Annotated in this window: 25 protein-coding genes; 15 read left to right on the top strand and 10 right to left on the bottom strand. The window is 61.0% G+C overall.

Annotation, left to right across the window (positions count from 1 at the left end; translation table 11 throughout):
- Positions 1-134: 134 nt before the first annotated feature.
- The 3 genes from ACP3TE_RS13770 to ACP3TE_RS13760 all read left to right on the top strand — a co-directional run bounded on the left by ACP3TE_RS13770 (position 135) and on the right by ACP3TE_RS13760 (position 3,753).
- A complete protein-coding gene (locus tag ACP3TE_RS13770; protein WP_426733931.1) occupies positions 135-2,246 on the top strand; it encodes an FAD-dependent oxidoreductase in 2,112 nt (703 codons plus the stop codon).
- 128 nt (positions 2,247-2,374) lie between these two features.
- A complete protein-coding gene (locus tag ACP3TE_RS13765) occupies positions 2,375-3,262 on the top strand; it encodes a GNAT family N-acetyltransferase (protein WP_402734751.1) in 888 nt (295 codons plus the stop codon).
- A complete protein-coding gene (locus ACP3TE_RS13760) occupies positions 3,259-3,753 on the top strand; it encodes a DinB family protein (protein WP_105661530.1) in 495 nt (164 codons plus the stop codon). Before ACP3TE_RS13765 ends, ACP3TE_RS13760 begins: the two co-directional genes overlap by 4 nt.
- Here ACP3TE_RS13760 and ACP3TE_RS13755 read toward each other — a convergent pair.
- A complete protein-coding gene (locus ACP3TE_RS13755; RefSeq protein WP_105657555.1) occupies positions 3,750-4,454 on the bottom strand; it encodes a hypothetical protein in 705 nt (234 codons plus the stop codon). The genes ACP3TE_RS13760 and ACP3TE_RS13755 overlap by 4 nt on opposite strands.
- Before the next feature lie 183 nt (positions 4,455-4,637).
- Here ACP3TE_RS13755 and ACP3TE_RS13750 point away from each other — a divergent pair, with 183 nt between their 5' ends.
- Genes ACP3TE_RS13750 through ACP3TE_RS13740 form a run of 3 tightly spaced genes read left to right on the top strand, consistent with a single transcriptional unit; the run spans position 4,638 to position 6,021 of the window.
- Positions 4,638-5,069, top strand: coding sequence for a hypothetical protein (locus ACP3TE_RS13750; RefSeq protein ID WP_105657556.1), 432 nt, complete (start codon positions 4,638-4,640; stop codon positions 5,067-5,069).
- Between the two features lie 5 nt (positions 5,070-5,074).
- Positions 5,075-5,362 (top strand): transcriptional regulator, encoded by a 288-nt coding sequence (locus ACP3TE_RS13745; RefSeq protein WP_105657557.1) that lies wholly within the window; start codon positions 5,075-5,077, stop codon positions 5,360-5,362.
- Between the two features lie 41 nt (positions 5,363-5,403).
- Positions 5,404-6,021, top strand: a complete 618-nt coding sequence (locus ACP3TE_RS13740; protein WP_332503777.1) for an NAD(P)-dependent oxidoreductase — start codon at positions 5,404-5,406, stop codon at positions 6,019-6,021.
- A 227-nt stretch (positions 6,022-6,248) separates the two neighbouring features.
- On the opposite strand, the gene ACP3TE_RS13735 is transcribed toward ACP3TE_RS13740, so the two are convergent.
- The 4 genes from ACP3TE_RS13735 to ACP3TE_RS13720 form a co-directional block, all read right to left on the bottom strand.
- Entirely contained in the window at positions 6,249-7,010 is a 762-nt protein-coding gene (locus ACP3TE_RS13735) for an isocitrate lyase/PEP mutase family protein (protein ID WP_426733927.1), read from the bottom strand.
- Positions 7,011-7,139: 129 nt separating this feature from the next.
- Entirely contained in the window at positions 7,140-7,577 is a 438-nt protein-coding gene (locus ACP3TE_RS13730; RefSeq protein WP_332489190.1) for a GNAT family N-acetyltransferase, read from the bottom strand.
- Between the two features lie 67 nt (positions 7,578-7,644).
- On the bottom strand, positions 7,645-8,031 hold the full coding sequence (locus ACP3TE_RS13725; protein ID WP_426733926.1) for a VOC family protein: 387 nt from the start codon (positions 8,029-8,031) through the stop codon (positions 7,645-7,647).
- Positions 8,032-8,087: 56 nt separating this feature from the next.
- Positions 8,088-8,567: a GNAT family N-acetyltransferase gene (locus ACP3TE_RS13720; protein WP_332489188.1), complete on the bottom strand. Its 480-nt coding sequence runs from the start codon at positions 8,565-8,567 to the stop codon at positions 8,088-8,090.
- Positions 8,568-8,802: 235 nt separating this feature from the next.
- On the opposite strand from ACP3TE_RS13720, the gene ACP3TE_RS13715 reads away from it, so the two are divergent.
- Complete coding sequence (locus tag ACP3TE_RS13715; protein ID WP_105657563.1) at positions 8,803-9,096, top strand: Fe-S cluster assembly protein HesB; 294 nt, start codon at positions 8,803-8,805, stop codon at positions 9,094-9,096.
- 180 nt (positions 9,097-9,276) lie between these two features.
- Entirely contained in the window at positions 9,277-9,855 is a 579-nt protein-coding gene (locus tag ACP3TE_RS13710; protein WP_166650721.1) for a CDP-alcohol phosphatidyltransferase family protein, read from the top strand.
- Here the strand turns inward: ACP3TE_RS13710 and ACP3TE_RS13705 are convergent.
- From ACP3TE_RS13705 to ACP3TE_RS13695, 3 genes are read right to left on the bottom strand one after another with little or no spacing between them, the layout of a single operon-like run.
- Positions 9,852-10,379, bottom strand: coding sequence for a 2'-5' RNA ligase family protein (locus ACP3TE_RS13705; RefSeq protein ID WP_426733922.1), 528 nt, complete (start codon positions 10,377-10,379; stop codon positions 9,852-9,854). The genes ACP3TE_RS13710 and ACP3TE_RS13705 overlap by 4 nt on opposite strands.
- Complete coding sequence (locus tag ACP3TE_RS13700) at positions 10,372-10,917, bottom strand: GNAT family N-acetyltransferase (RefSeq protein ID WP_332489187.1); 546 nt, start codon at positions 10,915-10,917, stop codon at positions 10,372-10,374. The genes ACP3TE_RS13705 and ACP3TE_RS13700 overlap by 8 nt, the downstream gene beginning before the upstream one ends.
- A complete protein-coding gene (locus tag ACP3TE_RS13695; protein WP_402695940.1) occupies positions 10,910-11,668 on the bottom strand; it encodes a class I SAM-dependent methyltransferase in 759 nt (252 codons plus the stop codon). Before ACP3TE_RS13695 ends, ACP3TE_RS13700 begins: the two co-directional genes overlap by 8 nt.
- Before the next feature lie 647 nt (positions 11,669-12,315).
- Between ACP3TE_RS13695 and ACP3TE_RS13690 the strand changes: the two genes are divergently transcribed.
- From ACP3TE_RS13690 to ACP3TE_RS13675, 4 genes are all read left to right on the top strand, one after another.
- Positions 12,316-13,464, top strand: coding sequence for an acetyl-CoA C-acetyltransferase (locus tag ACP3TE_RS13690; protein ID WP_426733919.1), 1,149 nt, complete (start codon positions 12,316-12,318; stop codon positions 13,462-13,464).
- A 30-nt stretch (positions 13,465-13,494) separates the two neighbouring features.
- Positions 13,495-15,087 (top strand): fatty acyl-CoA synthetase, encoded by a 1,593-nt coding sequence (locus ACP3TE_RS13685; RefSeq protein WP_332498456.1) that lies wholly within the window; start codon positions 13,495-13,497, stop codon positions 15,085-15,087.
- Entirely contained in the window at positions 15,084-16,283 is a 1,200-nt protein-coding gene (locus tag ACP3TE_RS13680; RefSeq protein ID WP_105657569.1) for an acyl-CoA dehydrogenase family protein, read from the top strand. Before ACP3TE_RS13685 ends, ACP3TE_RS13680 begins: the two co-directional genes overlap by 4 nt.
- Before the next feature lie 63 nt (positions 16,284-16,346).
- Positions 16,347-16,811 carry a phage tail protein gene (locus ACP3TE_RS13675; protein WP_332728550.1) on the top strand — a complete coding sequence of 155 codons (465 nt, stop codon included), beginning with the start codon at positions 16,347-16,349 and terminating at the stop codon, positions 16,809-16,811.
- Positions 16,812-16,877: 66 nt separating this feature from the next.
- Here the strand turns inward: ACP3TE_RS13675 and ACP3TE_RS13670 are convergent, their stop codons facing one another.
- Together ACP3TE_RS13670 and ACP3TE_RS13665 are read right to left on the bottom strand one after the other, a co-directional pair.
- A complete protein-coding gene (locus ACP3TE_RS13670; protein ID WP_426733915.1) occupies positions 16,878-17,741 on the bottom strand; it encodes an MBL fold metallo-hydrolase in 864 nt (287 codons plus the stop codon).
- Between the two features lie 29 nt (positions 17,742-17,770).
- The gene (locus ACP3TE_RS13665) at positions 17,771-18,736 is read right to left on the bottom strand and encodes an RluA family pseudouridine synthase (RefSeq protein WP_402695935.1); all 966 of its coding nucleotides are present in this window, start codon (positions 18,734-18,736) and stop codon (positions 17,771-17,773) included.
- Between the two features lie 368 nt (positions 18,737-19,104).
- On the opposite strand from ACP3TE_RS13665, the gene ACP3TE_RS13660 reads away from it, so the two are divergent.
- Genes ACP3TE_RS13660 through ACP3TE_RS13650 form a run of 3 tightly spaced genes read left to right on the top strand, consistent with a single transcriptional unit; the run spans position 19,105 to position 21,102 of the window.
- Positions 19,105-19,788, top strand: coding sequence for an MSMEG_4193 family putative phosphomutase (locus ACP3TE_RS13660; RefSeq protein ID WP_332727113.1), 684 nt, complete (start codon positions 19,105-19,107; stop codon positions 19,786-19,788).
- Positions 19,789-19,798: 10 nt separating this feature from the next.
- Entirely contained in the window at positions 19,799-20,338 is a 540-nt protein-coding gene (locus ACP3TE_RS13655) for a DUF3090 domain-containing protein (RefSeq protein WP_133833662.1), read from the top strand.
- Positions 20,335-21,102, top strand: a complete 768-nt coding sequence (locus tag ACP3TE_RS13650) for an SCO1664 family protein (protein WP_402695933.1) — start codon at positions 20,335-20,337, stop codon at positions 21,100-21,102. The genes ACP3TE_RS13655 and ACP3TE_RS13650 overlap by 4 nt, the downstream gene beginning before the upstream one ends.
- The last annotated feature ends 35 nt before the right edge of the window (positions 21,103-21,137 follow it).

Here is a 21,137-nt window from a genome sequence, read left to right as displayed (position 1 = left end):
AGTTGCAATGCTAATTTCTAACACCATGATGACATGCTTGAATTTGAGCAAGTTGTTTATCTTAGTGCCATTAATTCCAATTCCAAGATTCTCCTGGCGGAAATTGGAGCATTTTCCGCCGGTATTATGTTGCCATGAGCAACACGGATTTTCCCCACCTGATGTCAGAAGGCCGGATCGGGCCTATGAGCACCGCCAACCGCATTGTCCTTCCCGCTATGGACATGAACGTTTCCGAAGGCGGTGAAATCGAGCAGTCGGAAATCGACCACTATGTCGCGCGTGCCGCCGGCGGAGCCGGACTTGTCATCACCGGCGCATGCGCTATCGCCTTCCCTTACGGAGCGGCCTCGATGAAAGAACCGGGACTGTCAGAGGACAAATACATCCCGGGCATCAAGGCACTGGCCGACGCCATCCACGCTGCAGGCTCCAAGCTGTGCATCCAGTCCACCCACCATGGCAAGGTAGCGCGCGTAGACACCGCCAACGGACGTCCAGTCATGGCGCCGAACAAGCCGGACTACAGCTACTCCATGAGCGCGCTGGCCGACTGCACCCCCGAGGAACTCGCGAAGATGGGTGCTGCCACCAAGGGCAAGCAAGCCAGCTACCACGAGATGGCCCAAGAGGACATCGACTGGCTGATCGCCGCATGGGCCGACGCGGCAGAACGCGTAGCCAAGGGCGGAGCAGACGCCATCGAGATCCACGCGGCGCACGGATACATCCTTGGCGTCTTCTTGAACCAGCGCGATAATCTGCGCACCGACCAGTACGGCGGCTCGCTGGAGAACCGTGCCCGCCTGGCCTGCCAGGTCATCGCCGCCGTCAAGGAACGTGTGGGAGATTCCTTGGCGATCCTGGTGCGCGTAGCCGGAGAGGAATACGGCCAGGAAGGCGCGTTGAACCTTGCCGAATCCATCGAGGCGTCCAAGATGTTCGAAGCCGCAGGCGCTGACGGCATCCACGTGACCGGTTGGGGACGCAACCCCTTCGACAACTTCACCGACGGGCCGCTGCCGAACAAGGTCGGGGCCTACCTGGAGAATGCCGCAGAGATCAAGAAGCATGTTTCCATTCCGGTGATCGCCGTGGGCCGCATGCTCCCGGACATTTCCGAGAAGGCGATCGCCCAGAACAAGGTGGACTTCGCCGCCATGGGACGCCAGCTGCTGGCCGACCCGGAGCTTCCCAACAAGCTGCGCGACGGAAAGCTTGACCAGGTGCGCCCATGCATCAATTGCTACCTGTGCGTGGCGGAGAACTTCTTCGATGACACCCCGTTCTGCGCAGTGAACCCGGCCCTGGGTAACGAGAAGCTGCTGCCGTTGAAGCCGGCAAGCGCCTCGAAGCATGTGGTTGTCGTTGGCGCGGGCCCTGCGGGCATGGAGAGCGCACGCGTGCTCACCGAGCGCGGGCACCGGGTGACCATCGTCGACAAGGCCGACCGCTTGGGCGGAACCATGTGGTTCTCCACCATGACCACCCCGGATAACGAGCGTCTGCTGCGCTGGTTGAAATCCGAGCTCAAGCGCCTGCGGGTTGCGGTGAAGCTCAATACCCCAGCCACCGCGGAAACCATCCGCGGGCTGAACCCCGACCACGTCATTGTAGCTACCGGCGCCGTGCGCCCGAAGCCGGACATGCCAGGTGGCGACCTGCCCAACGTGCAGACCGGCGACACCCTGCGCGCCATGATGCTGGGTACCGCTACAGCCGAGGAAGCCGGACTGGTGCTGAGCACCATGGGCAAGCTCGGACGGCTCTCGGGCTTGACCAAGTCCCCGGAATTCGTCCGCCAGTTCACCAAGTTCTGGCTGCCGATGGGCAAGGACGTTGTAGTCATCGGCGGCTCGCTGGTGGGACTGGAACTGGCCGAGTTCCTGGCCGAGCGCGGCCGCAACGTCACTCTGGTCCATGAGAGCCAGCAGCTGGGCTTGCCGCTGGCCATGCCGCGCCGCTGGACCGCCGTCAAGGAGAATCTCGCGCATGGCGTCAAGATCCACCGCAATGTCTCGGTCACCCGCATCACCGAGAAGACCGTGGAATGGACCGAAGGCGAAGAGCAGTTCAGCGCCCCGGCCGACATGGTCATCTACGCCGATGGCACCACGAGTGCCGCGCCGGTAGCCGATCAGCTGCGCGGTGCCGGATTCAGCGTCGATGTCATCGGCGATGCCAGTGCGGTCAACTACATCCACGGTGCCGTGCATTCTGCGTGGAAGGCCACCGCCGACCTGTAGTCCGATGCAACTTGCACGCCCATAGGCAGCGGGCCAGCAGCATCCGGCGGATGCTGCTGGCCCGCTGCCTGTCGCGAACCCTTGTCCCATGGCAGGCCCAGTGCTTGAATGGGGCAATGGGCCTTAGAATGCTTACCCCCGCCGCGGCGCAGGTTGCCGACCTCGTCGATGAGCTCGCCAGCTGGCAACGCGATGGCCTGCCCCTGCAGCTGCATCCCGGGGATGTGGGCTGGTACGCAATGCGGGGTCTGGAAATCACTGCGCAAAGCCTGCGGGTCTGGGCGGATCGCGAATCGATTTATGCCATTGGCCTGCTCGATGGCCCGGATCTCATGCGAATGGCCCTGCATCCGGACTACGTCGGCATCCAGCCGCTGGCCGAGCAGATCCACACCGACCTCCTCTCGCCGCAACAGCGGATCTTCCCTTCCTCATCCGCCAGCATCGAAGCCCGCGGCGCGACGGCCTTGGGCCAGGTCCTGCAGGCCAACGGGTGGGTTCCGGGCGAAGCATGGACTCCCTTGCGCCGTTCGCTGGACACTCCGGTGCATCTGCCGGAGCTTACCTTTCGGCGGGTCGATTCCGCCCAAGCCAGCCAATGGATGGAAGTCCACCTCAATGCCTTTCGCGGCGCCGATTTCTCAGCAGAAGACTTGGCGCGTGCGGTGCAGCGCTGGCATACCATGGCCAGTACTCCCATCTATGCCCAGGGGCAATGCCTGACCGCCTATGACAGCGACATGAACCCGCTGGCTGTCGCAGCGGTCTGGTCTGCTGGTCCCGGACGGCCAGGGCTGCTGGAGCCCATCGCGGTGCATCCGGCATCCCGCGGCCAGGGGTACGGCACGGCGATCAGCCTGGCGGCCGCTGCAGAACTGCGATCCATGGGAGCATCCAGCGCCTTGGTATGCACTGCCAGCGACAACACTGCCGCCGTTGCCACCTATCTCGCCGCCGAATTCATTGCCGATAACGAATCCTGCGACTGGCATCGCGGGAAGAACGAGGAATCATGAAAGTCTCCGAGCTCCTGTCAGACTTGGCCCAGCGGACAATTGACGCGGCACGCGCGCTTCCGCAGCTGGGCAATGAACAGCTCAACGCGCACCCGGGCAACCACCCCAACTCCATTGCATGGCTTCTCTGGCATTCAGGGCGCGAAGCAGATATCCAGCTCTCGGCGCTGAGCGGTCAGCCTGAACTCTGGGAGCAGTTCCGGGACCGCTTCAATTTGGGCGAGCTCGGCGATTCGATGGGCTTCGGGCACAGCGCCGAGCAGGCTCGCTCGATCATCGTCAACGACCAGCAGCTGCTCCTGGACTATTTGGAGGCGTGCTTTTCCGCGCTCGGCGGCTACGCCTCAAGACTGCGCGAGGACGAACTCGACGAAATCATTGATCGAAGCTGGGACCCGGCGGTTACCCGTGGGGTGCGCTTGGTATCGATCATTGACGACGCCTCGGTCCATGTCGGGCAGGCTGCCTATGCCGCTGGCGCCTTGGGCTAGGCTGCAGGCAGGCTTTTGGCCCTCTTGGCGATCCACCAGAAGATCACCAGCTGGAGCACCAGTACGATAGCCGAGATGCCGGCATCGCCCCATCCCATCGAATACCCAGCCTGCAAGGTCCCGATTCCACTGGCTACTGGGTAGAACAGCGGCCACAACACCGCGAGGTTGCGCATCATGGCAAAGGCAATCGCGAACAAGATCGCGAAAACACCGAATCCTGCTGCAGCTGCCACCGGAACCGAACCGAGGTGCTGAACCATGAAGCCGAGGCCAGTCAGCGCAATAGCTGGCAACCATCCGAAAGCGCGTTCCCACCGCAGATACAACCATCCAAAGACAAAGAACGGTTCCCACAAGACCAAGAAGTTCGCCGCCAGATGGCTTGCGATATCGGCGCCACTGGCGTTGGCCAAGGTGACCAGCTGGTAGGCGGACCCGGCACCCAGCACCAGGGAAATAGCGAGGGATGCCAGCAGGAGTTTTCTCGTGATCCCCACCCCTGCAAGAGTCTCTCGGCGCCGGTGCAGCACCGTCCAGAGAGGGACAAAGGTTCCGAAGACCAAAATGCCGAGCCAGAGAAAAAGGCTATCAATCGCGGTCCCCGCGTAGTAGCACAGGGAAAACGCCAGCAACGTGGCCAAGGCAATGAGCGTATCGGCTTCAGGTCGCCACGCGAATGCACTCCGACGGTGATCCATGGCTGTTTCAGATCGAGCAGAAAAAGCATTCATGTTGACGTGCCTCGGTGCCGTGGGTGGTTTAGCTGGCTCCGTCCGAGAATAGCAGTTCCTCAACCGTCCGATCATAAAAAGCATGAACAGATACGGAATTGAAACAAAATACTACTTGCAAATATTGCAACTAGTTGCAAAGATTGAGGCATGAGCCAAGATTCCAGTTCATCCACCCCGCTATCGCCCGGCAAGGCGCAGCAACTGCTGGGCTCGGTCCCCCACCGCCCCCGCCGCGAACTCAAGGCCGTCGATCACGCGATAGCGATCTTGGTTGTTGCCGCATCATTGGCGGCAGGACTACTGGCACTGTCCGGATACGGTTGGATCTCCATAGCGCCAGCAATTATTGCCTTTTTGTCAGCGAATCACTGGTTCGCTGCGCGGCAGCGCCGCATCAATGAACCGCGTTATCCCGGTGCCCGCACGATCCTGGCCATTTTTGCCACCTGGTTGCTCCTGCCTATTTGGCGAAGCATCGTCCATCATGAAACCGCACCTTGGCCTGAAGCGCTGCTGCTGGGAGGCTTCGCACCGATGCTGTGGCTTGGCTACTATCTCTTCCTGTTAATTCGGCGCTGAGCTCCATGAATTACCAAGAACTTGATCCCTTGCTTCTGGCGCCCAAAAGATTCGTTACGCTGGCGCATCTGAGCCAAGTAGAACAGGCGGATTTCGCTGGACTCCAAGCAGCCACGGGGCTGTCCACCGCCGACCTTTCAAAGATCCTCAAGGATCTGGAAAATCGTGAACTAATCCACCTGTCAAAGGAACGCAAAGACCGCTACGGCATCACCCTCGTGTGCCTGTCGGAGAGTGGCCAGCGCACCTTCAAGAAACTGATGAAAACTCTCAACCGTATTGCGGGAGAATAGTGCGGGGCACCTGATGCCTTCACGCTTCAAGGAAAGAACTCATGAAACTCGTTATTATCGGTGGCAACAGCGGAACCGGCGCTGCGCTGGCTAAACTTGCTCGCCAGGCATCCCATGAAGTTACCGTCGTCTCGCGAAGCGGTTCCCGCACCGCGCATGGGCAAATAAATCAGCTCAACGGCGATGCCTCTGATCCTGAATTCGCGGTGCAGGCGATTGCCGGCGCCGACGCCGTAGCTATCACCGTGGGTGGCAGCAAGGGAAAGAAAAATGCCCGCACCAGCGTGACACGCAGTGTTATCCACGCGATGCAGGCGAACGGTCCCCAGCGCCTGCTGATCCAGTCTTCCCTGGGCGCCGGAAACTCCGGTTCGCAACTTCCCGGCGTCATCGGTCTCATCTCCAAAATGCTATTGGCCAAGCCTTTGGCCGACCACACCGAGCAGGAAAAGCTAGTGGAAGATTCTGGCTTGGATTGGAGCATTGTGCGCCCCACCGGATTGGGCAGCAAGCCTGCCCTCGGCAAGTGGACCGCACTGCAAGTTGGTGAACCAGGCCGGCTGGGTGGAAGCATCACGCGTGATGATCTTGCCGCGTTCATGCTCGAAACACTTCAAAGCAACCAGAGCATCAGCAAGGCCTACGGCATCAGCAACTAATTCGGCTGCGGAAAGCCAGGGGCCCCTGACGCCCGTTTGGTGCGGGCCAGTCCCGGCAATGCCGGAGCCTGCCGCCAAGGCGAAATACCCTGACGGCAGATTTTCCAAGTATTCACAGAACTGAAATGTCCTGGGAGGTGCCGGACTGTGCCCGGGTTGCCGTTCCTCGTTGCAACCAGCGTGCGGCCGTCGCCCGCCTGGCGCGCACTGCCTGATCCGGGGAAGGCCTAGAGCCAAGCTCCGAGCTGCTTGCCGGACATCTCCGCCAACCACATTTGCCACAGCGGTCCGAAGCTCACGCGACGAACCCCTAGCTCACGCAAGGCTGCGAGGTCACCGGCCGGGTGCGCGTTGACTGGGTGGGCCGTCACGTTCACCGGAATGCTGACTGCTTGCACGACCTGAGCAACCTGATCGTCATTGGCCAGGGCCACCGGATACACGCTACGCGCACCAGCCTGCTCCATCAGCTTGATGCGCTCGATTGCCTCGCCCAGCGGGTCTGCGAACTTATCGGCCAGCTTCACTGCATCGGTGCGTCCGTTGATCACGAATTCGATGCCTGCTGCATCTGCTGCTTGGCGGACGCCGTTAATGTAGTCCGCATGCTCATGGCGTTCACGGACACGGCCGCCTTCACTGTGGAGAACATCTTCGATATTCACGCCGACAGCGCCCGCTGCCGCAACGCGTTCGAAGAGTTCCTTCGGATCCAGGCCGTAGCCGGATTCAACGTCAGCGCTGACCGGCACATCGACACTGCTGGTGATTCGCTGAACCGCGGCCAGATAGTCTGCGAAGTCCATCTTCTCGCCATCTTCACTGCCCAAGGCATCGGCGACGGGGTGGCTTCCGACAGTCAGCGAGGCGAAGCCAGCGGATGCCGCGATGTTGGCGCTGAAGGCATCCCACACGGTTGGCATGACCAGCAGTTCACCTGAGGCGTGCTGCTTGGCGAGGTTCTGGGCGAGAGCTGAAATTTCAGTCAAGGATATCTCCTAGAGTCGTGACGGAATCCACCCAGTCTACGGCTCGGAGTCCACGATGGAAACAACTGGAAGATGAACTCCCAGGATTCGGCATGAGCGCTGGAACCAGGCATCATTTCAATCCTATTGCTACTTGCCAGGTAGCGGTTTAACCATGGTCAAGCAGGGCGTCCCAGCTCCCCAGAGGCTAGTTTCCTCCAGGGGAAGGAAGCCCTGCTTTTCATAGAATCGCCGAGTTTTCGCGTAGCCGGCATCCGGGTGCGAAGGACCCAGGGTCTTGACCTGCAAGAGCTGCACTCCGCCGGCGAGCGCCTCGGCTTCAATGGCTGCGCACAAAGCCGAACCGATTCCACCGCCGTGGTATCCACGGTCGACCACCATCAGATGGATCTCAACGGAGTGGTGGTAGTGCCGTTCTGCCAAGAGCACACCGAGCACTGCGCCTTGGGCATTGCGAACGGTCCAGGTTTCCTTGGTCCGCGCGGACTGGATGTACTCTGCGTTTGATTCAGGTTGGCCAAACCATTCAGGAACGGTGGCAAGCAACCGCGCAACGTCGTCTGGCACGGGATGGTCCCTGGTTGCTGCAAAGCTGGATTGTTCCACGATGGCTCCTGACCGGATAGTACTTGCGCTAGCTAGATGGGGTCATGATTTCCAGACGATTCCCGAACCCGTCGCGGGCATGGAACCGCAGATATCCTTCAAAGGTTTCGCGCTCTGCCCAAGACAGTTCATAGCCCATGGAATCGATACGGCCAGCGAGGGTTTCCCACTCCTCTACCGAGTCGCAGACCATTCCAGGATGCGCTTTCTTGGCTGGAATGAATGGATCGTCTATGCCCAGATGGATTTCCACCACAACGGCATCTGCTTTGAAAGCGCGGAACCAGCAACCTCCCCTGCCGGCAAGGGAAGGCGGCTTGGGGACTTCGATTAGCCCCAGGGCTTCACCGTAGAACCGGCGGGCTTCAGCTTCCTGGCCGCGTGGCATCGGCAACTGAACGTGATGGAGTCTCATCTGGTCCCTCCTCGTCGCTGTTGCTGCCAATATACCTGCAAGGAGACTGCCCAGGGCTAGGTTCGGCCAATATTGAAGATCAGGGTTTCAGCCCGTGCGGCGTCGCTGTCTGGATCTTCAACCCGGCGTCCTTCCGGCTTGAATCCGGTCTTTTCAAGGACTCGGATGGAAGCTGCGTTTCTCGCATCGCAGGTTGCACTGATCCGTTCCAAACCAAGATCCTCGAATCCCCGACGGAGCAGGAGTCCAGCAGTTTCGGTGGCGTATCCGTTTCCCCAGTATTCTCGATTCAGGGTGTAGCCGATCTCCCCTGCCTTGGCTTTCCGGTCGGTGACCCACACCGAAGCCGAACCGATGAGAACATCACCGAGCATGACCGCCTGCAGGACCCTATGCGGTTGCTCGAGCAGTGCATCGGCGAGAAATTCCCGGGTGTCGGCCAGTTGGTTGGGTCCCCATGTCGAGTACTGGCACACCACTGGGTCAGCGGCAAAGGCATGGATTGCAGGCAAGTCCTGCGGTTGAAAATCAGCCAAGCGTATTCCGTGCCCAGCGGTACTCCTGCCGCTGGCTGCCTGAGCATCGCGCATTATTTCTCCTTTGCAGGGCAACGCCAGTCTATGTGTTGGGGCGGACCCTATCGGGCTGGCGGGGTTCAAGTCCAAGCATGTTGCGCAGCTGTTAAGCGGTGTTGAGATTCGTTGCGTTTTTTGGAATCGTGGCACCCACATGCCCTGAACTTGGTATGTCCTCAACCGGAAGGAGAGCCTCGTGCTCGCACTGACCGACCAAGCAGCATCGATCGTGACCGCGATCGTCACCAACCAGGCCGAGGAAGAAACCGCTGGTCTGCGCATCATGCAGGCAGACAGCACCCACCCGGAAGATGCCGCTTTCGGCCTGCAGATTGTCCCCGCTCCCGAAAGCACCGACGGCGTCGTGGCTTCCGAAGGCAGCCCAGTCTACGTGGATGAAGCGATTGCCGACGCTTTGGAGGGCAAAGTACTCGACGCGGCGGTGGATGAGCAGGGTGGCGTAAGCTTCCAGCTCCTTGAGCAGGGCTAATTCTGCACCCTGCCCTTTAGCTTTGGCTGCGGGGGTCGTCCTTCGGGACGGCCCCGCAGTTCGTTAACAATCTCCCTGCACCGGTACGCTGGACGGATCATATTTGCAGGCCAGATGCCCCGCACCCTTGTATATTGCGACGCAGTGCGTCATCGTTCAACTAAGGGAAAGGGGAAAGCAGTGGAAACGCGCGCGGTACGCAAGCATGAGTGGGCGACGATTCCGAACGCCATCACGATTATTCGCTTTCTCCTGGTGGTTCCCATCGTCGGCTATTTGCTGGCCGATACCGAACCGGCACTGACAGCGGTTCTGCTTCTCGCCTTCGGCCTGAGCGACTGGGTTGACGGGTTTATTGCCCGCAAGTTCAATCAGGTTTCGCATCTGGGCGTCCTGCTGGATCCCATAGCTGATCGTTTGGGCATCGTGGCTATCGCGATCGCCCTGGTGGCCAATGGGGCGATCCCCTTATGGGTTGGCCTGGCCATTTTCATCACCGACCTGATCCTGCTGTGCACCTATTTCTTCTTGCGCCTGGGCTCCCCGCCAGCTTCCACGTGGCTGGGAAAGATCCGCACCGCCATCATGATGCTGGGGCTGGCCTGCGTGGCGTGTGGCAGGATCCCCGATTTTTCGGTGCTGGCAACCCCGGGCGTAGCCATTTTGACTGCCGGTACGGTGCTGCATTTATTTGTCGGGTTCGGCTATCTGCGCATCATGCGTGCTTCTGCCAAAGAGCAAGCTGCATCGGCCAGCTAGTCGCGGTTTTCCTGCTGCATTGCTCCGGCCAGGAGCGTCAGTTCGGGTATTCGCGGCTTCCACAAGGCTGCCCGGCAGGCAGTCAGTTCCCTGAGCTGCGTTGAGGCCAGCTCTTCAAGTGCCCGGATATAGTCGGGAACAATTTCGCGTGGCAGCCGCAACCCCATGGTCAGGTGCGGGGTCCACCGCGGTCCCCGCCCATCGGGATTCAGCGCGCTGATTTCCCGGGCTGCCATTTCCAAGGCATCCGTGGTTTCCAGCAGCCACGCAACCGTCTGCTTGCGCTTTGTGCCAAAGACAATAGTGCCCACCCGTTGGAAGCTCGCGGGGATGAGCGCAGGCAGTAATTCTGCCGCCCGCTGCGTCACGACCTCGCTCATGCTGGGCGAAAAGGTAATGGTGATATGCGGAGTCTGGTGTTGGGTGGGGAAGCCGCGCATCTCCAACTGGGCAAAGACCTCCTGCACTTGCTGCTCCTGCCCTGCTGGAAGGTGCAGCAAAATGTTGTCCGGGGACCTACTCATCAAGGTTCTCCTTCCTCATGCTGGTGATCTGGCGCGACCACGTGCGCGCCCATGACTGCTTGTCCCCCACCGCGTAGGTGCTGATTTCTCCGGTCGGCGCATAACCAAGGCTCTTCCAGAACGGTTCAACTTCAGCAGCATTTGCATCGACTATCGAAATCCGGCAGGCGGTGATCAACGGATGATCCTGGATCACATCGAGCACCGCTTCATGGATCTGCTTCCCCAGGCCCCGTCCGTGCCTGGCACCATCGACCATGAGCAATCCGATGTGGACCGTATCTGGTCTGGGCCAGCCGACGATCAGATCCGCGAATCCGGCCAGTTCTTCGCCTTCCCATAGGCCAAGATCAATTTTCTGCTCGGATTGCGCCTTCGGTGGCAGGGCGCTCAATGCCTGAACTGCGGCGTCGGATGCGGGGCCGGCGCCGGTGACACGTTGGGAATATCCCGGGTTGCTTTCCATCAGCCGTTGCAGGCACGCTGAATGCTTGATGGAAAGCAGGGTAACCGGCAACTTGGAAGGTTGCCTATCCATGAGCAGTTTCCCCGTCCACTCCCCTGATCGCTTCAGCTTCGAAGATCATCAGTGGTTGCTCTCCGTTGAAGCGGTTCTTCTGCCAGTCACCCCAAATTGCGCGAATATTGAACCCTGCGGCAACTAGATCTGCACTGATCTGCTCGGCGCTGCGGAAAGCCAGGTCCAGCTTTTCGACCAGTACTTCCTGCGAGTGCTCAATCTTGACATAGGACGTCAAGCGCACGAGTCCCACGCTGGTTTCTTCCGCATCGCACCATTCGGTCAGCGGACCGAATTGCGTGTCCCGGGTTACTGCTTCTTCGTCATTCCATGTCTCCCAGGCGCGAGTCGATGGGTTCCTGCTTTCAAAGGCCAGCACGGCCCCGGTCGCCGCGGCAGCGCGGAGTTGTTTCAGGGTTTGCGCCCACTGCGGATCCGGGATGTGCTGGGCTACGTTGCCGGTCATCACCATCAGGTCAAAGGGCCCGCCGTCAATTGCCGAAGCGTCGCCGTCAATCCATGTGACTCGCTCAGCGTTGGGCCGTTGCCTGGCGTAGTCCATCATTACCGGTGAGCGGTCAACTCCAACGACAGTTCTTTGCGCAATGGCAAGCGTAACCGTCAAAAGGCCGGTGCCGCAGCCCAGATCCAGAATCCGGTGCGCTTTGGTTTCAGCCGCTAAGGCACGGTAATAGTCATGATCCGGTCCGTCGGGATTATCCGTATCGTAGAGCGCAATGATTCGTGGATCGTAGTCAGCGAAGCTCACTTGGGCCTATTCCGTTCTCAAAATTTCCGTCGAGGTGCAGTGTGCTCCATCAATTCTTGCATTGCCTAGATGCAGCCCGCCCATTGGCAAGTACTTCCATCAGGCGTGTTCAATTCGCCGGACACCACGCCGAGTACTCGCGCCAACACCGAGGGCACCGCGCTCCTGCTTTGACCTTCCAGGACTCCAGCCTTGGCAAAGCGCGGAACCGAATTGGCTGCCTTCCATGCCCTGTCTCCACCTGGCAGCACCCGGAATCACGCCACGAGTTGACCGCGGCCTTGGGCACCGCAGGTCCAGCGGAGGCCGGATGAGTCCCGGCAATGGTTGCAGGCTTCCCGAAGCAAAAACGATCAGACGGTCTTGTGCCCGTGACTCGGCGACGTTTAGCAGGTCCGGGTTGGGGTCGCTGAACCTGGACTGGGCGCTATTCCGGTCGCAGGCAATTTCCCGGCTCGCTTCGCCCGCGCATCCGTTTTCCGTTCTGGAGCATATTCCCCAGCCAAGCCGCGCCTATCGGTAGCGAATTTGGAGCTAGTGGCATTTTCCCAAGCCAAGCGTGGCAATTGTGACCTAGACAACCGTTGATGAATTGGGCATTGTTGGTTCAGCAGACGTTTCCTGTCAAAAACTTCCTGGAGGAGCCCATGCCCGAGGCCTACATCATCGATGCGCTGCGTACACCTGTCGGACGCCGGGGAAAGTCTCTGGCGCATATGCATCCGCTGGACCTCGCCGCCGCGCCGCTGGCCGAACTGGTGAACCGCAACAACATTGATTCCGAGCAATACGATGAGGTCATCCTCGGTTGCATCGACCAGCTGGGACCCCAGGCAATGGACATCGCCCGCAACGCATGGTTGGCCGCCGGCCTTTCCGAACATGTCCCCGGGACAACGGTAGAACGCCAGTGCGGCTCCGGGCAGCAGGCGATCTCCTACGCGGCCCAAGCGGTCATGAGCGGAAGCAGCGACCTCGTGGTTGCCGGTGGCGTCCAGTCCATGTCGAGCATTCCGCTGTCCTATTCCAACTCCGCCGCCAAGGACTTCGGCTTCCCCAATCCCTACACCGGCTCCACGCTGTGGGCGTCCCGCTACGGCAAGCAGGAAATCTCGCAGTTTCGCGGCGCAGAGATGATGGCAGAACGCTGGAGCCTCACCCGCACCCAGCTGGAGGATTTTGCTGTGGCCTCCCATCAGCGGGCATTGAACGCCCAGGCGCAAGGCTACTTCGACCGCGAGATCCTCGCTTTGGATTCCCTGGCTGCAGATGAGGGGCCACGCCCCGTGGACCGCGCCAAGATGCAGTCATTGGCACCGATTGCCGAAGGCGGTGCGCATACGGCAGCCACAGCATCGCAGATGTCTGACGGCGCCGCGATGCTGCTCATTGCTTCCGAGGCCGCGGTCAAACGCTATGGGCTGAAACCCCGCGCCCGCATCCACCACATCTCGGCCCGAGGCGATGACCCGGTCATGATGCTTTCGGCCCCGATCCGCGCCACCAAGCATGCCCTGGCACGCGCCGGGATGGGCATCGAAGACATGGACCGCATTGAAATCAATGAGGCCTTCGCCGCGGTAGTGCTTGCCTGGCAGCAGGAAACCGGCGCCGACATGTCCAAGGTCAACGTCAATGGCGGCGCCATCGCCCTGGGCCACCCCATCGGTGCCACCGGTGCACGGCTGATGACCTCCTTGCTCCATGAGCTGGAACGCAGCGATACCCGCTTCGGCCTGCAGACCATGTGCGAGGGCGGCGGCCAAGCCAACGTCACCATCATCGAACGCCTCTAGCTACCCGCACCCGCCGCAAAGGAAACTACCATGAGTGCATTGCGAGCCACCTCGGCGATGAATTCCGATGACCAGAACACCATTGGCGCGCTGCTGCGCCGCTCGGTGGCCCGCTGCCCCGCGGACAATGCTCTGGCCTTCGGGGAACGGAACTGGACCTACAGCCAGCTGGCCGACGGGGTGAATCGGGTGACTGCCCGGTTGCGGCAGGCAGGCCTGCCGGCCGGTTCGCGAGTTGCTGCCTATGCAGCGAACAGCGACGCCTATGCCATCTTGTTCCTCGCCTGCGCCAGTGCCGGGTTGGTCCACGTGCCGGTGAACTTCGCGCTCAGGGGCGACGAGTTGCGCTACCTGCTGCATGATTCCGGGGCCGCACTGGTCATCGCCGATGAGTCACGCCTCGAACTGGTCCAGGAACTGCGCGATGCCGGCGGCCTGCAGGCAGTCAAGGATGTTTGGCCGCTGCTGCCCGGAACCGGAAACAGCACCAGCGTGCTGGAAACGGCGATGGATGAAAGCGTGGAGGCCGCGCCGCCTGGAGCTGCGGTGGCCGGCACGGATCTGGCCCAGCTGCTCTATACCTCCGGAACCACCTCGGCACCCAAGGGCGCAATGATGACCCATTCGGCGCTGGTGGCCCAGTACGTCTCAGCCATTATCGCCCTGGATCTGGAGGGCACGGACCGGCCCCTGATCGCGATGCCGCTCTACCACTCGGCGGCCATGCACGTGTTCCTGCTTCCCTATCTGTCATTGGGTGCCAGCATCCGCTTGCTCGCCAAACCCGATATCGGCGAAATCCTGGAACGCGTCGAATCCGAACGCATCGGCTCGCTGTTCTTGGCCCCCACCGTCTGGGTGCCTCTGAGCAATCACCCGGATCTGGACACCCGCGACCTGGGCTCGCTGGCCAAGGCGCAGTACGGTGCCTCGATCATGCCGGTAACCGTGCTGGCCCGCTTGCGCGACCGCTATCCGCAGATCGGGTTCTACAACTGCTTTGGCCAGTCCGAGCTCGGCCCGTTGTGCACGGTGCTGCGCCCCGAGGAGCACGATGCACGCCCCGCGTCCTGCGGCCGCCCGGTGTTCTTCATCGAAGCGCGCGTGATGACCGCCGAGGGGAAGCTCGCCGATGCCGGTGAGCCCGGAGAGATCCAATACCGTTCTGCACAGGTCATGAGCGGCTACTGGAACAAGCCGGCGGAAACCGAGCAGGCATTTGCCGACGGCTGGTTCCGCTCCGGGGACCAAGTGGTCAAGGACCAGGGCGGCTACATCCAGGTGGTGGATCGCATCAAGGACGTCATCAATACCGGTGGGGTGCTGGTAGCCCCGCGCGAAGTGGAGGACTGCATCTACGAATTGCCCGAAATTGCGGAAGTCGCGGTGGTGGGCATCGATGATGAACGCTGGATCGAGGCGGTGACCGCGGTCATTGTGCTCAAGGCCGGCGCCACGCTCACCGCCGAAGAGGTGCGCGAGCACGTCAAGTCCAAGCTGGCGCACTACAAGGTTCCCAAGCGGGTGGACTTTGCCGCACAGCTGCCCCGCAACCAATCGGGCAAATTGCTCAAGCGCCAGCTGCGTGCCGAACGCAACAAGACTTCGGGCGGCACCCATTGACCCGGGACCCATGGGCACCCTACGACCTGGCCTCGGCTTTGGACATCGATTATCTATCCGCTTTCGATGCTGCCACCGACGAGGATCGCAAGCATTGGGCCCGCGCCCGGCACTACGGAGTAGAGATCCTGCCCAGCATCAACCAGCATTGGGAGAACGCGCATTATCCGCTGGATCTGGTTCGCCGCATGGGCGAACTCGATTTGTTCACCGACGGTCTTCGGATTCCAGGCCACGCCCACTTCTCCCCGCTGGCCGCGGGCCTAGTGGCCATGGAGCTTTCGCGCGCAGACGGTTCGATGGCCGCGGCCGCCGCGGTGCAGGGCGGCCTGGTGCTGCGCAGCCTGAAATTCTTCGGCAGCCCCGAACAGCAGGAGAAGTATCTGGAACCCGTGGCCTCCGGTGAGCTGCTCGGTGGTTTCGCCCTCAGCGAGCCGCATCATGGCTCGGACTCTGTTGGCCTGGATTCCAGTGCCCGGCGCGACGGGGATCACTGGATCATCAATGGCCATAAGAAATGGATCGGCAATGGAGCCGCCGGAGGCATCACCATTGTGTGGGCACGCGACGTCGCCGACTCCCGGGTCAAGGGGTTCATTCTCGACCAGCAGGCCCCTGGCTACGAGGCTTCCCCGGTGCGCGGCAAGGGCGTGCTTCGCGCGATCGAACAGGCAGAGATCCGGCTCACGGACGTTCGCGTTCCTGAATCCGCCAGGCTCACCGGGGCCGGCGCATTCAAGGATGTCTCGCGGGCACTGGTTGAAACCCGGGTGAATGTTGGTTGGTCGGCGCTAGGCCATGCCCAGTTCGTCTTCGAAGCGGCCCTGCAGTACGCCAAGCAGCGCACGCAGTTCGGCAAACCCCTGGGCGCGCACCAGATGGTGCAGGAACGGCTGGCGCAAATGCTCGCCGAAATCACCAATATGCAGTTGCAGTGCGTGGCCGTGGCCGGCGCCCAGGCTGCCGGCCGGTTGAAAGACACGCAAGCTTCGCTGCTGAAGTACCACAACACCCGGGCTGCCCGCCGGGTGGCAGCCACCGCCCGCGACCTGCTCGGCGGCAATGGAATCTTGCTGGAAAATCACGTGATTCGCCATTTCGGCGATATCGAAGCCTTGCATACCTATGAGGGAACCGAGTCTGTGCAGGCATTGATCCTCGGCAGGGACCTGACCGGATTCAGTGCCTTCGGCTAGTTTCGCGGAGTACGATAACAACGAATTACCGAATCCACGGGGCCAACGCCCGAAGGGATGCCCATGCCATACCTTGTTGATTTCAAAGACGTATCCACCCAGGGTCTTGAGACTTCGCCTGTTGCTGACGCGCTGGCAGGCTTGCGCGCCAACGAAGCGCGCTATCTGAAGAACAAGTTCAACCACGACTTTGCCGTGGAGCAAGCAGACGACGCAAGGGAAGCCATAGCTTGGGTGCACACGATTCTGGCGCAGGAACGCGACTTGCACATCGCATCGAAGCCATTGCAGGCAGCTGTGTTCGAGGCGGTTGGCGCCAAGCGCGCCTACGTCTTCTACGCGTCCGGCTTGTCCATCAATGTTCTCTACGGCCTGGATCCCGGCGAGAAGCGCGCCGTGGGCTTCAAGCTTTCCGATGGCATGGCTGTGCCCAGCGAGCTGGAAGGGAAGTTCAAGTTCGCTCGCCAGAAGTCCAAGCTTGCAGGGACCATCCGCGGCTCGTACTTCGTGATCAAGAACGAATACTGACATTTCGCCCATTCCGCCGCTGCCCTCAGTCGAGTGCCGGCCATGAGGTCATTTCGTGCTCTGGCTTCATGCGCCGCGCTTTCCTGGTTCCTTCGCGTTACCCGGCAGCTGCGCGTAGGCATCTTTGGCAGCTTCGAGAAGGAAATCGGCAGGCCACAGTTCTTGCAGCTCTGCAGGGAACGCAATGTCCTTGATTGCCGCACCCTTCTCATGAGCCGAACCCAGGGTCGTGGCGAGCAGCTCGAAGCAGTGCATTTGCCGAACGACGAATTCCCGGTCGACGGGCTCTCCATGGCCTGGAACAATCACGTCTCCCGGCTGGATGCGCGCTAGCAGGGATTGGAGCACCACAGGCCACTTCATCGGATAGGCGCCCGAGCCGAACATCGGTGGACCAGACTGCTCGATGACGTCGCCAAGGAACCACGCCTTGGCATCAGGAATATGGATCGCAAGGTCGGTGTCGGTATGCCCGGCACCCAGCGGGATCAGTTCAACTTCCCGTCCGCCTAGATTTGCCGTGCAGGGTTCGGCCAGCAAGTGGCTAGGCGGCGTCAGCGTTACACCGCTCCAATTCATTTCAGGTTCGAGTTCCGGCGAGCGCTGCACCATTTCAAGCCGGGGCTTCTCGAACTGCTCGAAGTGCGCGGGTATCCGGTGATGGCCGTAAATCGGGATTCCCCGCTGGGCAAAGAGCTGGTTGCCGAAGGTGTGGTCATAATGCGCGTGGGTGTTGATCACGGCAACGATTGGCAGTCCGAATTGCGTTGTGGCTTCGTCAAGGATTTCTTGTGCTTCGGGTGCGTTGTTGCGGGTATCGATGATCGCCACGCCTTGCCCGCCGAGCACCGCGCCCACGGTAATATCCAACGGTTCATATCTGCGCTGGAATACTCCCTCGGCAACGTGCTTCCAGGGTCCTTCAGCCATCTTTTCCCCTCGTGCCAGCCTTGCTTGGGCTATAGCCCCGCCTTCAGCAACTGCTTCCAGCGCTGCGGCATGGGTGCCTCGATCACCAGTTCCTGGCCATCGGGCTTGGGAATCACCAGCTTAGTCGCATGCAGGAACAGCCCGCGACCCCCAAGCTGTTCGACGCGGCGGTTGAACTTCGCGAAGCCATACCGGTCGTCTCCTGCAATCGGATGGCCTTCGCTTTGCAGGTGGACCCGGATCTGGTGCTTGCGCCCGGTCATCAGTTGCACATCCAGAATGGTGGCGCGCTGGCCTACGCGCTGCTTCACGGTGACATGTGTTTCGGCTCGCTGCCCGTTCGGATCAACCACGACCTTGTCGGCACGGCGCAGCAGCGGCGAGTGGATCGATTCGGTCTTTTCGCTCCAATGCCCTGCAACGAGCGCAAGGTAGTGGCGTTCTATCTCCTCTTCGCTCTCCCGAAGCATCTCATGCAGGTAGCGCAGCATGCTCGGGGTCTTCGCCAACACCAGCAGCCCGGAAGTATCGCGATCCAGCCGGTGGCTCAATTCCAGGTCCGGCAGCTCGGGGCGCAACTGGCGGAAAGCTTCGATAACCCCCGCAGGAATATCGGTTCCCCGGTGCACGGCGACGCCGGCAGGTTTGTCAATCACCAGGACGTCTTGGTCTTCGTGCAGGACGCAGTTGCGTAGCCGCTTGAGCAAGGGTGCCGGGACATCGAAGGCTGGTGCCACGCCCTGTTCTGCATATAGCGCCGGCAGCGTGATCTGGTCGTTTACGGCTAGCCGGTACCCTTCCTGGACTTTCCTGCCGTTGACACGCAGTTGCCCTTTGCGCATCAGCCGGAAAAGCTGCCCGGCGGGCACCGTCTTGAGCTGGACCCGGAGGAACTTCTCGATCCGCCGGCCAGCATGCCCGCCGTCGACAAGGATGGTGCGTGTCTTGGAATCAGACTGCTGTTCTGACGCTGGCTGCTGGAGGACTCCAGACAAGAATTATCACTCCGTTTATAAGGCCACATCCAGTGGTGGATCATGGCGTCGCCGCTTTCGACGAGTCATTTGCAAGGGACTTCCGGGAGCTGCCGCCCCCGAATTGGCCAACTTTCATGGTACCCCGATGCCGTGAGCCGGTACGAGCAAAGGCGCTGTTATGAGGACTGAACTCACACCTCGCCCGGCGCTCATCGAGCCATAGCGTTCGCTCGGCGAACCAATGAACAGCCCTGGCCCTCGCGTTGCAGCAAGGGTGCAACGGGTGAAGGTACCGCACCTCCAGAACCTGCCGGGCTCTTCGAAGCCCCGGACCTGTTTTCAGCCCAGGAGTCGCTTGCCACCATCTCCATGACTAGGCTGGGTTCATGGCCACAGTAATCCTTGTGCGGCACGGACGCACTACCGCCAACGCCACCGGCGTACTGGCCGGACGCACCCCCTCAGTATTCCTCGACCAAACCGGCGAAGAACAGGCGATTCGTACCGCCGAACGCCTAGCAGCGCTCCCCTTGGCTGGCGTTGTCTCAAGCCCGCTGGAACGCTGTGTGCAGACGGCGGAGTTCGCCATGCAACGGCAAAGCCCAGCGGCGCAATTGCTGATTGAACCCGAACTCTCGGAATGCGACTACGGCCAGTGGCAAGGCCGCACGCTGCAGGACTTGGCCGCCGAAGACCTATGGAAAGCAGTGCAGTCAGCTCCGTCCTCGGTGACCTTCCCGGATGGCGAATCCATGGCCGGGATGCAATCCCGGGCAGTAGCAGCCATCAGGCGCCATGACGCGGCCATCGAGGCCGAGCATGGTGCCGGAGCGGTATGGGCGGCCTTCAGCCATGGCGATATCATCAAGTCGGTACTGGCTGACGCGCTGGGAATGCATTTGGATCTGTTCCAGCGACTGAATGTGGGCCCGGCTTCCGCATCAATTGTGCACTACGGGACCGGTGCGCCTCGCGTGTATTCCATCAACACCGACGCCGGAGACCTCTCCTGGCTAGCCCCAGGAATCAAGACAACCGATGCCCCAGTCGGCGGCGGAGCAGGACACTAAGGAGAGCGAAATGACGGCAACAGTCAACGAATTCAATTGGCCAGACCGCATTGTCATTGGCACCATCGGCGAGCCCGGGTCCCGCACCTTCTACCTCCAGGCAAGAGCAGGCAAGGAACTGTCCAGCATCGCCTTGGAAAAACAGCAGGCCGCGGTGGTTGCCGAGATGATTGACGAGATTCTCGATCAGCTCTCCACTGTCAAGGGCAATCCCTTCAGTGTTCCCGAACATACTCCGGTGGAACTGGTTGACAACGATCCGCTGGAAGAAGTCAACGAGTCCTTCCGGGTGGGTTCCATGAATCTCGGCTGGGATGCCACCGTAGCGCAGGTAGTTCTGGAAGCCTTCTCCTTGAACGAAGAAGATGAAGCCGACTTTGATCCAGATGGACCGGGCGCGCTGCTGCGCGTGCGCATGCCCGTAGGCACTGCACGCGCTTTCGCCATGCGCACCCATGAGATCGTGGCTGCTGGGCGGCCTATGTGCGCCAACTGCGGTTATCCGATTGATCCGGATGGGCATACTTGCAAAGATGAGAATGGCGAATGAGCTCGCCCGATCTGCTGACCGCGCGGCTGGAACTCACCGGCCGCATTACCACCGCCTCCAATGCAACTTTCCTGGGCAGCATCGGCGAGAACAGCGTGGTCTACAAGCCCATTGCTGGCGAGAAACCCCTCTGGGATTTTCCCCATGGCACCCTCGCATACCGCGAAGTTGCCGCCTTCCTCGTATCTGAAGCCCTAGGCTGGAACCTCGTCCCGCGCACTTGGCTGCGCGAAGGGCAGTTTGGCAAAGGCATGGTGCAGCTATGGCAAGAAGTTGATCGAGGACAGCACCCAGTAGACATCGTAGCCGCGGACATGGTGCCAGCTGGCGGTTGGAAGACCATTCTGCATGGGCAGGATGAATCGGGGCGGCAGATGACCTTGATCCACGAGGATACACCTGCGCTGCGGCGCATGGCGGTCTTCGATGCACTGGTCAACAACGCAGACCGCAAGGGCGACCACGTTCTAGCCATGCCCGGTGGCCACCGCTACGGAGTCGATCATGGGCTCTGCTTCAACGCAGAGCACAAGCTGCGCACCGTGCTTTGGGGTTGGGTTGGCCAACCGCTGGGTGAAGAAGAACTGGCCGGCCTCCGGACGGTCAGCGAAGCCCTGCACGCAGAACTTGGCCAAGAACTGACCAACCTGCTAGACGATGAAGAAATCGCGGCGCTCGCCGAGCGCTGCGCTACCCTGTGCAGCGAAGGGCACTTCCCTGCTCATAGGGGGCAGATGCCCGCCGTGCCCTGGCCGCTCTTCTAGAACTCCGATTCCTATTGACCCCAGGACGGCAGGCA

Source organism: Glutamicibacter sp. 2E12, from assembly GCF_050030965.1.
In the GTDB taxonomy this organism is placed as follows: Bacteria; Actinomycetota; Actinomycetes; order Actinomycetales; family Micrococcaceae; genus Glutamicibacter.
Note: the sequence above shows the minus strand (reverse complement) of the source record. Positions and strands in the feature narration are given on the sequence as shown.

What these genes read in the sequence shown, in the direction of transcription:
- ACP3TE_RS13725 (WP_426733926.1), bottom strand. Translation starts at nt 8,031, where the DNA reads ATGAGACTCCATCACGTTCAGTTGCCGATGCCACGCGGCCAGGAAGCT.
- ACP3TE_RS13685 (WP_332498456.1), top strand. Translation starts at nt 13,495, where the DNA reads ATGAGTGCATTGCGAGCCACCTCGGCGATGAATTCCGATGACCAGAAC.
- ACP3TE_RS13705 (WP_426733922.1), bottom strand. Translation starts at nt 10,379, where the DNA reads ATGAGTAGGTCCCCGGACAACATTTTGCTGCACCTTCCAGCAGGGCAG.
- ACP3TE_RS13690 (WP_426733919.1), top strand. Translation starts at nt 12,316, where the DNA reads ATGCCCGAGGCCTACATCATCGATGCGCTGCGTACACCTGTCGGACGC.
- ACP3TE_RS13660 (WP_332727113.1), top strand. Translation starts at nt 19,105, where the DNA reads ATGGCCACAGTAATCCTTGTGCGGCACGGACGCACTACCGCCAACGCC.
- ACP3TE_RS13655 (WP_133833662.1), top strand. Translation starts at nt 19,799, where the DNA reads ATGACGGCAACAGTCAACGAATTCAATTGGCCAGACCGCATTGTCATT.
- ACP3TE_RS13765 (WP_402734751.1), top strand. Translation starts at nt 2,375, where the DNA reads ATGCTTACCCCCGCCGCGGCGCAGGTTGCCGACCTCGTCGATGAGCTC.
- ACP3TE_RS13750 (WP_105657556.1), top strand. Translation starts at nt 4,638, where the DNA reads ATGAGCCAAGATTCCAGTTCATCCACCCCGCTATCGCCCGGCAAGGCG.
- ACP3TE_RS13760 (WP_105661530.1), top strand. Translation starts at nt 3,259, where the DNA reads ATGAAAGTCTCCGAGCTCCTGTCAGACTTGGCCCAGCGGACAATTGAC.
- ACP3TE_RS13755 (WP_105657555.1), bottom strand. Translation starts at nt 4,454, where the DNA reads ATGGATCACCGTCGGAGTGCATTCGCGTGGCGACCTGAAGCCGATACG.
- ACP3TE_RS13670 (WP_426733915.1), bottom strand. Translation starts at nt 17,741, where the DNA reads ATGGCTGAAGGACCCTGGAAGCACGTTGCCGAGGGAGTATTCCAGCGC.
- ACP3TE_RS13770 (WP_426733931.1), top strand. Translation starts at nt 135, where the DNA reads ATGAGCAACACGGATTTTCCCCACCTGATGTCAGAAGGCCGGATCGGG.
- ACP3TE_RS13745 (WP_105657557.1), top strand. Translation starts at nt 5,075, where the DNA reads ATGAATTACCAAGAACTTGATCCCTTGCTTCTGGCGCCCAAAAGATTC.
- ACP3TE_RS13650 (WP_402695933.1), top strand. Translation starts at nt 20,335, where the DNA reads ATGAGCTCGCCCGATCTGCTGACCGCGCGGCTGGAACTCACCGGCCGC.
- ACP3TE_RS13740 (WP_332503777.1), top strand. Translation starts at nt 5,404, where the DNA reads ATGAAACTCGTTATTATCGGTGGCAACAGCGGAACCGGCGCTGCGCTG.
- ACP3TE_RS13675 (WP_332728550.1), top strand. Translation starts at nt 16,347, where the DNA reads ATGCCATACCTTGTTGATTTCAAAGACGTATCCACCCAGGGTCTTGAG.
- ACP3TE_RS13700 (WP_332489187.1), bottom strand. Translation starts at nt 10,917, where the DNA reads ATGGATAGGCAACCTTCCAAGTTGCCGGTTACCCTGCTTTCCATCAAG.